We start from the raw sequence: 15,186 nt of genomic DNA on the forward strand, positions 1-15,186 counted from the left end.
ATGAACAAATGAGAGAGGAAGAAAAGAAAACTTCTCAAGTCAAAAAACTTCAGCGGTTTTTTCGCAAACGCTGGATATTCCCTGCAATCTACTTAGTCAGTGCGGCCGTCATTTTAACAGCTGTCCTTTGGTATCAATCCGTTTCGAATGATGTGAAGGACAATCTGACGAACAACGGCGGAAACTCCGCGTATGACAGCGGCAAAGACGATGCCGTCGAAGTAGGCAAGTCAATGGAAAACGTCGCAATGCCGGCTGCTCATTCTGAAAATGTTTCTGTTGTGAAAAAGTTTTATGAAACTGATGCCGCAAAAAAAGAGAAAGAAGCAGCACTTGTTAACTATAATAACACGTACAGCCTCAGTAAAGGAATTGACTTAGCTGAGAAAGACGGAAAATCATTTGATGTTTCTGCTTCTCTGAGCGGTACGGTTGTTAAAGCTGCTAAAGACCCGGTACTGGGATATGTGGTTGAAATTGAACACTCAGACGGCCTGTCTACTGTCTATCAGTCTTTATCTGAAGTCAGCGTGGATCAGGGCGACAAAGTAAAGCAGAACCAGGTCATCGGTAAATCCGGAAAAAACCTTTACAGTGAAGAAAGCGGAAATCACGTGCACTTTGAAATCCGCAAGGACGGCGTAGCGATGAACCCGCTCAATTTTATGGACAAGCCGGTAACATCTATTGAAAAAGCGGCGGCTGAAGAGAAAAACGCTGTGACAGAAGAAACGGAAGGGGCAATTCAGCAATCTTCCGAGAAAAAAGATGTGACGCCTAAAAAAGAAACCGAAGAAAAACCAGGTGACAAAGAGGACGGCACAAAAGACAAGACAGATGGTAAAGATGACGGCTCAATGAAAGATTCGGGCAAGTAATCTTGATCCCAAAGCGCCTATCAGCTCTGATAGGCGCTTTTCATATTGCCGCATGTGCCTTTATACTAGTAGAAAACGAAGGAGATGCTGAATGAATAAATGTCTGGCGGCCGGGTGGCTCGTCTTTGTTTTCGTTTCTGCTTTGACTGAAAGCTTTCACGATATGGTTGTGTCGCAGACGGTGTCCTTCCGTTTCACGCTGCATCCGGATGTGTCCGGTTTCTTTGTGTTCGATATGGCGGAGCTCGCCATACCGGAAGCGGCGATTCAAAAGCTCGGGCACGCGTTTTCATTTTTTGTGCTCGCCTATTTGTTTTTCAGAGAGCGCAGGCGCATGAAGAGGGCGGTGCTGTATGCATTGGCCGCCGCTTTCCTGACAGAAATCGTCCAGCTCTTTTTCGGCAGAAACGGATGCCTCCGCGATGTGCTGATTGACAGTCTCGGCATTGCCGCATTCTGTGTTTTACAAAGGAAAAAGCATACAGCCAAACATACAAAAACCGGCAGTCTGTGACAGACGCCGGCTTTTTTTTATATATTATGGTTTGTCGATTTGCTTTTATGAACGATACTTTCATAGATTCGCACGATCAGATCGACAATCGGACGAAGCACATTTGAAAATCTGAACAGCAGGAATCCGACAATGAGGGAAACGATAATGCTTCCGAGCACATCGATCGGATAATGGTGGCCGACCCAAATTCTTGAGAAGCCGGTCAAAAGGCCGAAAATCACAAGCGGCCAGCCGAGTTTTTTGTTGCGGAACAGAATCGCAATTGAAATCGCCAAAGCGCCTGTCGTATGGTCACTCGGAAATGAAGCATCCGCGGCATGAGGGATCAGCGTATGAACCGTATGCTCGACAAAGGGGCGCGGCTCGATATAGACCTTCGTGATGAGGTAGTTGACGATAAGCGCCGCAACACCCGTGAAGCCCGCGTACAGGGCGTTTTGTCTGCCTTTTGTGCTTCCGAACAGCCACATGGCAAGCAGGAAAAGGGCGTAGGCGTAAATGGCGTATTCCGTAATAAATACCATGATAGAGTCGAGAATGGCGCTATGGTGCGACAAACCATTGATCGCTTTAAATAGTTCGTAATTCACAAATATCACCTTTTATCTTTATTTTATATGAACAGTGTAATGCTTTTTTCTATGAGACACAATTGGTATTAAAAATAATCATAAAAAAGTAAACAGAATGAAACGTGACTGTATTACTGTGCGTCAAGTATGCGGGAAAAGAATAGCCGAAGGAGTTTTGTCCGTTGCTGAAACGTTTGAAAAATGCCGATCTGCCGCTTGTGTTTGTCATCATGCTGCTTTGCGGATTCGGTTTGTTAATGGTGTACAGCGCCAGTGATGTGATGGGGTCTCAGCGATACGGAGATCCATCCTATTTCTTCCATAAACAAAGAACCTCTTTGCTGATCGGAATATGCTTATTTTTATTTGCAGCCTGTCTGCCGTATAAGCGGTATGCCCGGCTTGTACCGCTGTTTGTGGTCGGATCGCTGGTGTTGCTGCTGCTCGTATTGATACCGGGAATCGGGCTGGAGCGGAATTTTTCCCGCAGATGGCTGGGAGCGGGGCCGCTTGTCATACAGCCGTCTGAATTGGCGAAGATTGCGATGATTTTGTATTTCGCTGCGATTTACACGAAAAAGCAGCCGTACATTCATCAATTTGTGAAGGGGGTTCTGCCGCCTTTAGTCATTTTGGGAACCGCTTTTCTGCTGACATTGGCGGAGCCTGATTTAGGAACGGCTTCCTTAATTCTGGCGGCGTGCGGGTCAATTTTATTATGTGCCGGCTTGAAAAAGCGCCATTTGCTCGTGCTCGGCGCGACGGCGGTGTCGGGAGTCGTTTATCTCGCATTTTCCGCTTCCTATCGTGTGAAGCGGCTTGTTTCTTTTACCAATCCGTTTGGTGATGCGAACGGGGACGGCTATCAGCTGATTCAATCTTATTTCGCCATTTCCGGAGGCGGATTTTTCGGAAGAGGACTTGGGAACAGTGTTGAAAAAATGAATTACCTGCCTGAGGCGCATACTGACTTCATTATGGCTGTGATCAGCGAAGAACTGGGGATATTCGGTGTTCTGATCGTGTTGGGATTATATTTCGCGTTAATGCTTCTCGGCGTAAAAACAGCCATGCGTGCTGATGACCCATTCGGGAAGCTTCTCGCCATCGGAATTACGTTCCAATTGATGTTTCAGGTTGTATTGAATTTGGGAGCGATGAGCGGACTTCTCCCGGTTACAGGTGTGCCGCTTCCGTTTATCAGCTACGGCGGTTCTTCATTGATTATGACGCTGTTTTTGTGCGGCATACTGGTCAATATCAGTACATATTCAAAAAAACAAACCGTACGGCATAAGCGGCCTGTCCCGCATGAAAAAAAGGCTTCTTCTTTTTAATGAAGCCCGAAAAAAAACGCCCGGGACATGCTGTCTCCGGGCGTTCTGTATGTTTATAAAGCTCCTGGTCCTTCTTCTCCGGTGCGGATATTAATCGTGTTTCCGATTTCATAGACAAATATTTTGCCGTCGCCGGGCTCTCCCGTTTTCAGCACTTTTTTCGCCGTTTCCACCACTTGATCAACGGGGACCTTGCTGACAACAATTTCCACTTTCAGCCGTTCATACACATTGCTTTCAATTTTGACTCCGCGGTACAGTTCGGTGTGGGCTTTTTGAAGGCCGCAGCCGTGTACGTTGGAGAAAGTCAGCGATGTGACTCCGATTTTACCGAGTTCCTGCTTCAATGTTTCAAACTTAGCCGGACGCGTAACGATTTCTACCTTGAACATTTGACCGCTCATCTAAGTCACTCCTCACTTTATAAGTCCTGATATGCCTTTTCCCCATGCATCGTTAAATCAAGCCCGAGTGATTCTTCTTCTTCACTGGCGCGGAGGGGGATGAACAGACCTACAATTTTAATGATAACGAAAGTGACAATAAATACAAATACATAGGTTGCCGCAATGGCCGCAATCTGTTTCCAAAGCAGTCCCGGATCGCCGTAAAACAGCCCGTTTGCCCCGCCGTCATTGACGGAAGTGGTGGCGAATAAACCGGTCGCGATGCCGCCCCATGTCCCGCCGATTCCGTGCAGGCCGAAAGCGTCAAGCGCATCATCGTATCCGAAAGTCTTTTTGAGCCAATACACGCCCCAAAAGCAGACAAGCCCGCCGATAAAACCGATCACGATAGAAGAAAACGGCGTAACGAACCCGGCAGCCGGCGTAATGGCGACAAGTCCGGCGATAGCGCCTGATACAGCGCCCAGCATAGTCGGTTTCTTGTTCAGCATCCATTCGATTAGAATCCAGCCGATAATTCCGGCCGCAGCTGCGGTGTTTGTATTAATGAAAGCAAACATCGCGATACTGTCAAGCGTCAGAGCGCTGCCGACATTGAAGCCGAACCATCCGAACCAAATGAGCGCCCCGCCCAAGAACGTGTAAATTAAGTTGTGAGGAGAAGCCGCCGTGCCGTCCTTGCGTTTCCCGAGGACAATCGCCAGAACGAGTCCGGCGACTCCGGAAGAAATGTGAACGACATTTCCGCCTGCGAAATCAAGGGCGCCCATTTGGCCGATCCAGCCGCCGCCCCATACCCAGTGCGCAACGGGTGTATATACGAGGGAAACCCACAAAAAGGAAAATAAAAGAAAAGCACTGAATCTCATGCGTTCAGCGAATGCTCCGGAAATAATCGCCGTCGTCAGGACTGCAAATGTCATTTGGAACATCATGAACAATGAATGCGGGATCGTATCACTGTAGCTTCCGGGGTCAAAGCCGATTCCCTTCAGCCCCGCCCATTCAATGCCGCCAAGCCATGTATTGCCGGGAGCAAAAGCAAGTGAATATCCATACAAAACCCAAACGACGGATACAATGGCAATGGAAGAAAAACTGTGCATCGCCGTGCTGAGCACATTTTTGCTTTTTACCATTCCGCCGTAAAATAAAGCCAGCCCGGGGGTCATCAGCCACACGAGTAAAGCGCAAAAGAACATAAATACTGTATCGCCCATCTGCATGTTGTATTCCTCCGTCTCATTCAGAATGTAATTGTGATTAATTCATTATTATAGAGAAAAAAGAATGATAAAACATTTTCGTGTAAGGTTATCTGACATGGTTTTTTGCGTTCATCATGTCGCTTTTCAAATGAACGTCATGTGACTTTATATCCATAAAAAGAGCATCGGAGCACGGAAGAAGAAATCCTGTCCGGGAAAGAGTAAAATAATCGGGGTGAGAAACACTAACTGCATCAGGAGGAATTGAATATGACAACATTATTGAATCTGCAATTTGAAAAAACGGCTTTGGTCCTTATTGATTTACAAAAAGGCATTGTGCCGATGGATAAAAGCGGGGCCGTTGTGCCAAACGCGAAAAAATTAATTGATGTGTTTCGGGAAAAAGGCGGTTTTATCAGCTTTGTGAACGTTGATTTTCATGACGGGGCTGATGCGCTGAAGCCGCTGACGGATGAAGGGGCGGCGGGCCATTCGGCTCCGGCGGCGGATTGGGCTGAATTTGTGCCTGAAATCGGAGTGAAAGAAGATGATTATACGGTGACAAAACGGCAGTGGGGCGCGTTTTTCGGCACGGATCTGGATATTCAGCTCAGAAGACGGGGAATCGACACGATTGTATTATGCGGGATTGCGACAAACATCGGTGTGGAAAGCACGGCGCGGGAAGCTTTTCAGCTCGGGTATCAGCAAGTTTTCGTGACTGACGCGATGGCGACGTTCAGCGATGAACAGCACGAAGCGACACTCAAGTTTATCTTCCCGAGAATCGGCAGAAGCCGGACGACGGAAGAATTTATTGCACAGACAAAATGACAATCTCCAAAAAAAGCCGCGTTCTGTTTTTGACGGCCGTGGCTTCGGGGACGATGCTGAACCCATTGAACTCGTCGATGATTTCTCTTGCGCTTCACAGTATTCAGCATGAATTTCACCTGTCGTTTACAACGGTGTCCTGGCTGATATCGTCCTTTTATCTGGCCAGTGCGGTAGCGCAGCCTGTTACCGGAAAACTCGGTGATATGCTCGGCAGGAAGAAGCTGTTTTTGATCGGGCTTCTGCTTGTTGCCGTCTCGGCCGTCGGCGCGCCGTTTGCGCCGACTTTCATGACGTTGTTAATTATGAGATTGTTTCAATCGATCGGAAGCAGCGCGATATATCCGTCCGGCGTCGGATTGATCCGTTCGAATATACAGGAGAAGCAGGCGTCGGCGCTTGCCGTCCTGTCGATCTTTGCATCAGCTATGACGGCGCTCGGTCCGACACTCGGCGGTTTTCTGATCGTTTGGGGAGGGTGGCCGGCAATCTTTTTCGTCAATCTGCCGTTTATCATTCTCAGCTTTTTTCTCGGAATGTATATGTTTCCGAAAGATGAAAAACGCGAGATCGGCGGCTTGAAAGGCGTGCTTCGCCAGCTTGATACGATCGGGATACTTCTGTTTGCCGGGGCGATTATCCTTCTCCTGTCGTTTTTATTGTCCTTCAGTACGAAGCCTCACTATACAGAAGGCGTATTCGGGCTTTTGTTTGTCGGGCTGTTTATCTGGCGCGAGCTGAAAACAGAGAAGCCGTTTATTGATGTCAGGCTGTTTAAAACGCATCGGAAACTATCGTCGGTGTATATTCAATTTATTTTGCTGAATATATTCTTTTACTGCATCTTTTTCGGGCTTCCGAGCTATTTTCAGGATGAAATGCATTTGTCCGTTCAGACAAGCGGATTGATTATGCTGTTTATGTCGGGCATGAGTATTCTGGTGTCGCCTCTGACCGGAAAATGGATAGATAAGAAAGGGCTTCTTCAGCCGATTGTTGCCGGAACCTGCCTGACCGCGATCGGTGCGGTGCTGTTAACGTTTTTCTTTCTTCAGGCGCCTATGATAGGAAAAGGGCTGATCCTGTCCGTGCTGGGTGTCGGCTACGGCTTCGGAAATGTCACGTTTCAGGCGGCCATGCTGAAAACGAGCCCCGCCGACATGGTCGGAACAACGTCCGGCCTGTTTCAGACCTGCCGGTATCTCGGTTCGATTTTGTCTTCTGTCATTTTGGGCATTCTTTTCGGAAAAGAAATTACCGCCGGCCATTTTCATATGCTCGGCACGATTCTTATCGTTGTCGGCGCCGTAAGCCTTTTGATGGTATTCCGGTTTTCGGTTCTCCTCAAAAAAGCCTCTTAACAGGCAGGCGCAACAAAAAGAGACGGGCTCTCCCCGTCTCTTTTTTTGTGTAATGTGCTCAAAAATCAAAACGATTATTGTCGACAGCGACCAATGTTATTTACGGAATTTTCAGTTATATTTTTTCACATGTGATGTAAGGAAAACGTACATGCGGGAGGGAGAAAATGACAAAAACAACGAGTGATCGGCTGAGCAACAAAGATTTACTGCCTTTAGAAGACGGCGAACGGACATGGAAAGCGGTGAATTTTGCATCCATCTGGATGGGCTGTATTCATAATATCCCGACCTATGCGACTGTGGGCGGGCTCATTGCGATCGGTCTTTCTCCGTGGCAGGTGCTCGCCATTATCGTGACGGCGTCACTCATTTTGTTCGCCGCTTTGGCCTTGAACGGCCATGCCGGAACGAAATACGGACTGCCTTTTCCGGTCATTATCAGGGCTTCTTACGGAATATACGGCGCTAACATTCCGGCGCTTCTCAGGGCGTTTACAGCCATTATGTGGCTCGGAATTCAAACATTTGCCGGAAGCACGGCTTTGCACATTCTGCTTTTGAATATATGGCCGGGCTGGGGGAGTCTCGGCGGAGATTGGAATATATTCGGGCTTCATCTGCCGGGTTTTCTGTCGTTCATTTTCTTTTGGGGCATTCATCTGCTTGTGCTGCGGCACGGCATGGAATCAATCAAAAAATTTGAAGTGTGGGCGGGTCCGCTTGTTTATCTCGTCTTCGGCGGCATGGTCTGGTGGGCGATAGATATTGCCGGCGGGCTCGGACCGATTTACTCACAGCCGGGAAAGTTCCATACATTTTCTGAAACGTTTTGGCCGTTTGCCGCCGGAGTGACGGGTATTATCGGAATATGGGCGACGCTGATTCTGAATATCCCTGACTTCACCCGGTTCGCCGCGTCGCAAAAAGAACAGATTCGCGGCCAGTTTTACGGCCTGCCGGGAACGTTTGCGCTGTTTGCGTTTGCGAGCATTACAGTGACATCCGGATCACAGGTAGCATTCGGAGAACCGATTTGGGATGTGGTGGAGATTTTGGCCCGGTTTGATAATCCTTTCGTTATCGCTCTTTCGGTCATCACACTTTGCATCGCCGCCGTCTCGGTTAATGTGGCGGCAAACATCGTGTCACCGGCCTATGACTTGGCGAATGTCCTGCCGAAGTATATTACATTCAGGAGGGGAGGGTATTTGACCGCCGTTTTGGCTCTGTTCACAATACCGTGGAAGCTGATGGAGAGCGCCACGAATGTTTATGCGTTTCTCGGACTCATCGGCGGGATGCTCGGACCGGTGGCCGGGGTGATGATGGCTGATTATTTTATCATCAGAAAAAGGCAGCTCTCAGTTGAAGACCTTTATTCGGAAACCGGACAATACACTTATTACAAAGGCTATAATTACCGGGCCTTTGCCGCGACTTTTCTCGGCGCGTTTATTTCTTTAATCGGGATGTACGTCCCGGCGTTCGCCGGCATCTATGATATTTCCTGGTTTGCGGGTGTCATTTTGTCGTGTCTCGGTTATACGGCGCTTATGTATATTCATCCTCCTTATGCAAAAGCGGAGGGACGAATCGTGCGGGAAAGAGCGGCCGAATAAAAAAAGCCGGGGGCTGCCCCCGGCTTTTTGTCATATCAGTCTGCGATTGAAACGTTTCCGTCCGCTTCAAGCGGCGTTCTTTTTTTCTGGCTCCAGCCATACAGGAGCAAAGCAATCAGCACGAACAGCCCCGCTGCCAGATAAATCGAATGGAATCCGGCCGAAGCGACGAAGAGGCCGAATACATAGGACCCGCCGGCAATCCCGCTGTCAAAGAAAGTGAAGAAGGTAGCCGTCGCAAAGCCTGAACGGTGTCCGGGCGAGTTCTGAATCGCCAGCGTCTGCATACACGGTACGATAGAGCCGTATCCGAGACCGATTACGGCACCGGACAAGAGAAGCATGAGGGCGCTGTTTGTCATCGCCAGCATGCAAAGCCCCGCGGAGAACACGATAATCGACGGATAGATGACGATTCCCGGCCCCACTCTGTCAAACAGCTTTCCTGTGAAAGGACGGGCGGCCATCATCGTCACGGCGAAACAGACGAAGAAATAGCCGCTGACATCCAACAGGTGGATCGTCTTTGCATAAACGGATAAATATGAAGTCACACTTGAATAACAGAAAGAAATGGACAACCCGACAATCGCGATTTTAAGCGCGCCTTTTTCAAACATGTCGGAGAAAGAAAAACGGAAGACAGTCGTTCCGCTGTTGTTTTGATCCGGCACACGAATCATAAAAGCAATCAGCAAGCCTAAAGAAACAAATACAGCAAAAATCGTAAAGAAAACCGGGAACGAAATGACTTTCACAAGGCTCAGCCCGAGAAACGGACCGATCGCCATGGCAAGGTTCATAGACATCGCGAAATAACCGAGCCCCTCGCCGCGCCGCTTGGCGGGAATAATGTCAGCGGCAATTGCGCCCGTGACCGTCGTTAAAATGCTGAACCAGATGCCTTGGAAAAAACGCAGTCCGAGCAGCAGATAGAAATTGTGTATCGGCAAATACAGATAAGAAGACAGGGCGAACAGCGCCAGAGATACAATCGTCATTCTTTTCTTGCCGAACCGTTCAATAATCGCCCCTGAAAAAGGACGGGTGATAATAGCAGATAACAGGAACAGGCTGATCAAAAGCCCTCCTTGCGATTCACTGCCGCCAAGCTCCTGAATCATATAGATAGGCAGCACGGCCAAAAATGTATAAAAGAACACAAAGACAAATAAATTCACGAGTACGACCATAATAAAATCTTTGGTCCAGATCGAGTCAGATTTACTCAAAAGTACAGCACTTCCCTTTCTTTTTTATTTCGTTAAAAACACATTCAGAAACTCAGAAAAAGCTTCCTTATCTCCATCTTGGAAATCCGCAAGCATGTCTTCCTCGAACTTCAGCATCTCTTGATTGATGCTGTCGTATTTCAATTCAGCTTCCTTCGTCAGGACGACGAGCTTTTCCCGCTTGTCTTCTCCCTGTTCCCGCTGAATCCAGCCGTTTTCTTCAAGGCGTTTGATCGTTCTGGTAACGGTCGGCGCCTCTACGTTCAGATAGGACCAGATTTCTTTTTGGGTCATCGGTCCGATCGTTTTTAAGCAATATAGGATTGACCATTGAGAGGAGTACAGGCCGAATGGTTCCAGCCGTTCATTGGCTTTCTTCGTAATCAGGCGGGCGCATTGATTGATTTGATGAATGAGGCGTCTGTTGACGTGGATCATTTCCGTTCTCCTTTTCAAAAAACTTACCTAAGTAACTAATTGTGCTGTTTCATTCTACAGCAGGATCGCGCGGATGTAAACCCCCCGTTCAAAAAGCAGAAAATTATGACCCGCCCCTTGTCCTTATTGAGTTTTTAGCATATTCCCAATTCATTGCTAATACACTGTTACAAACCTATCAAAGAGAGTGTTTGAGGTGAGGGATCGTGGGCATATTTCTAAAACCTTCTTATATAATCGGACAACGAAGAAGCTGCATCATCAGTGAATTTGTTACAGAATACGGATCTCATTTCACACTTCTCACATCCAACTGGGGAGGTCGAGTGGTGTGCACGATTACATCAAAGAGCGAACAATCAAGATTGGTAAGTATATCGTGGAGACGAAAAAAACCGTTCGTGTCATTGCGAAAGAGTTTGGTGTTTCCAAAAGTACCGTACACAAAGATCTGACAGAGCGCCTGCCTGAAATTAATCCTGACTTGGCGAATGAAGTAAAAGAAATACTCGATTATCATAAATCCATCAGACATTTAAGAGGGGGAGAGGCGACGAAATTAAAGTACAAGAAGGATGAAATTCTTGAAGGGGAGCCCGTTCAGCAGCCGTAGCGCCTGACGTCTGCCGGGCCCTTTTTTCTCCTCCCGGGCGGTTTCGCGAATATCCGCAAAATTTTGTCAAGAACTTATATCGTTCAGCAGCTTTTTTTTGATAAATTATGATAATATATATAATTAGGGCACAATGTGGATATTTTACTGTGAAACAGATATCAAGGAGGATATAAATAGATGTTTGCAAGGGATATTGGAATTGACCTCGGTACTGCAAATGTACTGATCCATGTAAAAGGAAAAGGAATTGTTCTGAATGAGCCTTCCGTTGTGGCACTTGATAAAAACAGCGGCAAAGTGCTGGCTGTCGGTGAAGAAGCCAGACGAATGGTTGGACGTACACCTGGGAATATTGTTGCGATCCGTCCGCTGAAAGACGGCGTAATCGCAGACTTCGAAGTAACAGAAGCCATGCTGAAACATTTCATTAATAAGCTGAATGTAAAAGGACTTTTCTCAAAACCGCGCATGCTGATCTGCTGCCCGACGAATATTACATCCGTTGAGCAAAAAGCGATTAAAGAAGCAGCTGAAAAAAGCGGCGGAAAGCATGTGTACCTTGAAGAAGAACCGAAAGTTGCCGCTATCGGCGCGGGTATGGAAATCTTCCAGCCGAGCGGTAACATGGTTGTTGACATCGGAGGCGGTACGACAGATATCGCAGTTATTTCTATGGGCGATATTGTCACCTCCTCTTCTATTAAGATGGCTGGGGACAAGTTTGACATGGAAATCTTAAATTATATCAAACGCGAGTATAAGCTGCTGATCGGTGAACGTACCGCTGAAGATATTAAGGTGAAGGTCGCAACGGTTTTCCCAGACGCACGTCATGAAGAAATCACCATCCGCGGCCGTGACATGGTTTCCGGTCTGCCGAGAACGATTACAGTAAACAGCAAAGAAGTAGAAGAAGCCCTTCGTGAATCAGTTGCCGTCATTGTGCAGGCCGCCAAGCAGGTTCTTGAAAGAACACCGCCTGAATTGTCCGCTGACATCATTGACCGCGGCGTTATCATTACCGGCGGGGGAGCGCTGTTAAACGGGCTTGACCAGCTTCTTGCCGAAGAGCTGAGGGTGCCTGTTCTTGTCGCTGAGAACCCGATGGATTGTGTTGCGGTCGGAACCGGCGTCATGCTGGATAACATGGACAAGCTTCCAAAACGCAAACTGAGCTGATGATAAAACCTCATTCTGAAAAAGAATGGGGTTTTTTTCTGCCAAACCCTTCACGAACGGGAATGTAAATCCGATAATAAGAAAAAATGCTGATTTTCATTATAGAACAAATGTTCCGGTGAGGCAACTGGAAATAATGCTATTTCAGAGGTGGAAGACTTGTTAAAAGGATTATATACCGCAACGTCCGCAATGATTACACAGCAGAGAAGAACGGAAATGCTGTCAAATAACATCGCAAACGCGAATACATCAGGGTACAAAGAGGATCAAGGTTCAATCCGCGCCTTTCCCGAGATGCTTCTGAGCCGAATAGAAGGCGATAAAAAAACGAAAATCGGCTCCGTCAACACAGGCGTATACATGCAGGAGCTGAAACCGTTGTTTACGCAGGGAAGCCTGAAAACGACCGATCAGCCGACGGATATCGCGCTGATGGAGAATCAGGTTCCCAAGAATGCCGAAACGAATGAAAACGCCGAGCTGTTTTATCCCGTGCAGACCGCGGGCGGCGTCCGCTATTCAAAAAGCAGCACTTTCTCATTAAATGAAAACAATCAGCTTACGATAAACGGAAACCTTGTGTTATCAACAAACGGACAGCCGATTACAGTCGACAATGAAAAATTCACCGTATCAGAAAACGGAACGGTCACGACAAACGGCCGGCCGGCGGGGCAGATTGATATCAGAATGGAAGAAGACGTGCGCAATCTGAAACGGGACGGCAATGACCTATACAGCACGGCCGACGGCTCTGAACTGCCGAGCGCGGCGGCGAATCCCCAAGTCTCGTATTCATTAAAGCAAGGCGTCTCGGAGCTTTCGAACGTGGACGTGACGAGCACGTATACAGAAATGACGGAAGCATACAGATCATTTGAAGCCAATCAGAAAGTCATTCAGGCTTACGATAAAAGCATGGATAAAGCCGCAAATGAAATCGGCAAAGTGTAACAAAATGGGGGACGTTCAATTATGATGCTCAGATCAATGCTGACGGCTTCAACAGCCTTAAATCAGCTTCAGCAGCAGATGGATACAGTCAGCAGCAACCTTTCAAACAGTGATACGACAGGCTATAAAGCGAGGGACTCCCGCTTTTCCGAGCTGATCAGACAGCAGTATGACCATATAGATGACAAAAAGGAAAATTCGCCGGACATGCGGAAAACGCCGCCCGGCCTGCGTCTCGGCGCCGGAACGGTCATGACTCCGCAGCTGGACTCAGGGCAGGGAAGCATCAAAAAAACCGACCGTGACCTTGATATCGCGTTCACATCACCTTATCAATATCTTCAGGCAGAAGCGGACGGACGGCGGGTGTATACAAGGGACGGCTCACTTTCCCTCAAGCCGGCAGGCGGAAATGACCGGCTGCTTCAGCTGATGACAGCGGGAGGCAATCCCATTCTCGATGAGAACGGTCAGCCCATACAAATTGACAGTTCGCTGACTCAGCTGAAAATCAGCAAAACCGGAACGCTGACTGCTTCAGACCAGGCGGGAACCCGTTCGCAGACGTTTAATCTCGGCATCGTCAATGTCAATAATCCTCAGGCGCTTCATGCGGAAGGGGATAATCTGTTTTCCGTAAACGGCGCGGGGGCTTCAGCGATTGAAGAGCTTACCGGCGCAAACCGGCAGGCAATCGGCATGGAGCAGGGCGCGCTTGAAAGTTCAAATGTCGATATGTCAAAAGAAATGACCGACTTAATCGTGTCTCAGCGTTCCTATCAGCTGAACAGCCGCACGATTACATTGGGAGACCAAATGCTGGGCTTAATCAACTCAGTCAGATAAAAGAAGGGGCGTTTTGATCAGCCGCGCATGATAAAAAATGCGGCTTTCTCAAAATCGCCCTTTTTTTTGTAGTAATCAGTAATATCCTGAAGCAGCACTTCCAAATCCACCCACGCTTCAATTTTCTGCAGCTCCAGCACAAGCTTCTGCAATCGGTCGTACGGGTCCTCCTGAGCGGTGTACAGTATGTTGAGCGCGGTCAGCTTCAATTTCATAATCTTGTTCTGCACTTTTTCAGATATGTATAAACCTTTCTGCAGCACGGTTTGTCCTTCGGCGGCAGAACCGGTTTTAAAAAGTGCTCTGACCGCTTCGTATACACAATGAAGGTAGGAAACGGGAGACTCTTTCTCGAAACGCTGATTGCCCAATACCTTTTTGTAAAAAGGGAGGGCCTCTTTATCTTTTTTCTGGGCGGTCTTTAAAAAACCAAAATTATAATAGGCGTGGCACAGCAGGTTATTGTCATTGATCCGGTCCGTTATCTTTATGGATTCATTAAAGAGCTGTTCTGCGTCTTCATAGCGTGCCTCGTCTATATAATTCACGGCGAGAAGCAGCCGGCAGCTGAGCGTTTTTTTGATGTAGCCGGCTTCATCTTGATAGATTTCCAGCGCTTTATTGACATATTGAATGGAGAGCGCAGGCGACTTCATCATGTAATATGCACCCGCTGTTTTATAATAAAATTCAGCGGCTTCGAAACGGTCCTGTATGGCCGGCAGGTACTGTTCAGCTTCTTTAAAGCGGCAGACAGCACGGTTCGGAGCGCCATTCACCATATGGAATAACCCTTTGAAAAAATAGAAATAATAAGTTAATTCATGATCCATCTCATCTTTGCGCCGCTTCAGCTCGCAGAACAGCTTATTCAGACCGTCTTTTTTCTCAAACAGCAGCTGAAACCGTGCGAAAAACAGCTGATATCTGAGTTTGAGCTTTGTATTCTTTTGTAATTTGGGGAGATGCTGATTGATTTGTTCGTGAAGGGAACGGGCTTGATCGAATTGGCGTTTTCCCATGGCGTCATACCACTCATTCAGCATCACCCGCGTACGTTTTTCAGTAAACTTAGCAATCATCTTCCAACCTCTTTGCATAGGGTAAAAATCTTTATTTATCATAACACATTAATGGACGAGGCTCATTGCCAGCTGGTTACAGTTTACAGCGCGGTTG

16 protein-coding genes are annotated in these 15,186 nt (G+C 47.6%); 10 read left to right on the forward strand and 6 right to left on the reverse strand.

The features are described 5' to 3' along the window. Positions 1 to 8 precede the first annotated feature (8 nt). Positions 9 to 878: a stage II sporulation protein SpoIIQ gene (gene spoIIQ / locus G9F75_RS02280; RefSeq protein ID WP_007614325.1), complete on the forward strand. Its 870-nt coding sequence runs from the start codon at positions 9 to 11 to the stop codon at positions 876 to 878. Between the two features lie 91 nt (positions 879 to 969). Then, positions 970 to 1,392: a VanZ family protein gene (locus tag G9F75_RS02285; protein ID WP_167408903.1), complete on the forward strand. Its 423-nt coding sequence runs from the start codon at positions 970 to 972 to the stop codon at positions 1,390 to 1,392. Between the two features lie 17 nt (positions 1,393 to 1,409). Here the strand turns inward: G9F75_RS02285 and G9F75_RS02290 are convergent, their stop codons facing one another. Beyond that, positions 1,410 to 1,985 (reverse strand): undecaprenyl-diphosphatase, encoded by a 576-nt coding sequence (locus G9F75_RS02290; protein WP_012118646.1) that lies wholly within the window; start codon positions 1,983 to 1,985, stop codon positions 1,410 to 1,412. A gap of 164 nt (positions 1,986 to 2,149) precedes the next feature. On the opposite strand from G9F75_RS02290, the gene ftsW reads away from it, so the two are divergent. After that, positions 2,150 to 3,304, forward strand: coding sequence for a putative lipid II flippase FtsW (gene ftsW / locus G9F75_RS02295; protein ID WP_045926372.1), 1,155 nt, complete (start codon positions 2,150 to 2,152; stop codon positions 3,302 to 3,304). Between the two features lie 53 nt (positions 3,305 to 3,357). Here ftsW and G9F75_RS02300 read toward each other — a convergent pair whose 3' ends face one another. Both G9F75_RS02300 and G9F75_RS02305 read right to left on the reverse strand, forming a co-directional pair. Continuing rightward, positions 3,358 to 3,708, reverse strand: coding sequence for a P-II family nitrogen regulator (locus tag G9F75_RS02300; protein ID WP_003151222.1), 351 nt, complete (start codon positions 3,706 to 3,708; stop codon positions 3,358 to 3,360). 17 nt (positions 3,709 to 3,725) lie between these two features. Continuing rightward, positions 3,726 to 4,937, reverse strand: a complete 1,212-nt coding sequence (locus tag G9F75_RS02305) for an ammonium transporter (protein WP_016937674.1) — start codon at positions 4,935 to 4,937, stop codon at positions 3,726 to 3,728. A gap of 252 nt (positions 4,938 to 5,189) precedes the next feature. Between G9F75_RS02305 and G9F75_RS02310 the strand changes: the two genes are divergently transcribed. The 3 genes from G9F75_RS02310 (at position 5,190) to G9F75_RS02320 (ending at position 8,739) form a co-directional block, all read left to right on the forward strand. Continuing rightward, positions 5,190 to 5,756, forward strand: a complete 567-nt coding sequence (locus G9F75_RS02310) for an isochorismatase family protein (protein WP_167408904.1) — start codon at positions 5,190 to 5,192, stop codon at positions 5,754 to 5,756. Then, the gene (locus G9F75_RS02315) at positions 5,753 to 7,117 is read left to right on the forward strand and encodes an MFS transporter (protein WP_022553908.1); all 1,365 of its coding nucleotides are present in this window, start codon (positions 5,753 to 5,755) and stop codon (positions 7,115 to 7,117) included. The genes G9F75_RS02310 and G9F75_RS02315 overlap by 4 nt, the downstream gene beginning before the upstream one ends. Positions 7,118 to 7,284: 167 nt before the next feature. Further along, positions 7,285 to 8,739: an NCS1 family nucleobase:cation symporter-1 gene (locus G9F75_RS02320; protein ID WP_021494824.1), complete on the forward strand. Its 1,455-nt coding sequence runs from the start codon at positions 7,285 to 7,287 to the stop codon at positions 8,737 to 8,739. Between the two features lie 35 nt (positions 8,740 to 8,774). Here the strand turns inward: G9F75_RS02320 and G9F75_RS02325 are convergent, their stop codons facing one another. Both G9F75_RS02325 and G9F75_RS02330 read right to left on the reverse strand, forming a co-directional pair. Continuing rightward, positions 8,775 to 9,971 (reverse strand): MFS transporter, encoded by a 1,197-nt coding sequence (locus G9F75_RS02325; protein ID WP_014419077.1) that lies wholly within the window; start codon positions 9,969 to 9,971, stop codon positions 8,775 to 8,777. Between the two features lie 24 nt (positions 9,972 to 9,995). Then, positions 9,996 to 10,409, reverse strand: a complete 414-nt coding sequence (locus G9F75_RS02330; RefSeq protein ID WP_007407562.1) for a MarR family winged helix-turn-helix transcriptional regulator — start codon at positions 10,407 to 10,409, stop codon at positions 9,996 to 9,998. Between the two features lie 331 nt (positions 10,410 to 10,740). Here G9F75_RS02330 and spoIIID point away from each other — a divergent pair, with 331 nt between their 5' ends. The 4 genes from spoIIID to G9F75_RS02350 all read left to right on the forward strand — a co-directional run bounded on the left by spoIIID (position 10,741) and on the right by G9F75_RS02350 (position 14,007). After that, positions 10,741 to 11,022, forward strand: coding sequence for a sporulation transcriptional regulator SpoIIID (gene spoIIID / locus G9F75_RS02335; RefSeq protein WP_003151236.1), 282 nt, complete (start codon positions 10,741 to 10,743; stop codon positions 11,020 to 11,022). 180 nt (positions 11,023 to 11,202) lie between these two features. Further along, a complete protein-coding gene (mbl, locus tag G9F75_RS02340) occupies positions 11,203 to 12,204 on the forward strand; it encodes a cell shape-determining protein Mbl (RefSeq protein WP_003151237.1) in 1,002 nt (333 codons plus the stop codon). Positions 12,205 to 12,363: 159 nt separating this feature from the next. Continuing rightward, complete coding sequence (locus G9F75_RS02345) at positions 12,364 to 13,161, forward strand: flagellar hook-basal body complex protein FlhO (protein WP_007614310.1); 798 nt, start codon at positions 12,364 to 12,366, stop codon at positions 13,159 to 13,161. Between the two features lie 24 nt (positions 13,162 to 13,185). Next, entirely contained in the window at positions 13,186 to 14,007 is an 822-nt protein-coding gene (locus tag G9F75_RS02350; protein WP_014419076.1) for a flagellar hook-basal body protein, read from the forward strand. A gap of 17 nt (positions 14,008 to 14,024) precedes the next feature. On the opposite strand, the gene G9F75_RS02355 is transcribed toward G9F75_RS02350, so the two are convergent. Then, positions 14,025 to 15,089, reverse strand: coding sequence for a tetratricopeptide repeat protein (locus G9F75_RS02355; protein ID WP_159353528.1), 1,065 nt, complete (start codon positions 15,087 to 15,089; stop codon positions 14,025 to 14,027). Positions 15,090 to 15,186: the final 97 nt, after the last annotated feature.

It is taken from the genome of Bacillus sp. EKM208B (assembly GCF_011800725.1).
Lineage (GTDB): Bacteria > Bacillota > Bacilli > Bacillales > Bacillaceae > Bacillus > Bacillus velezensis.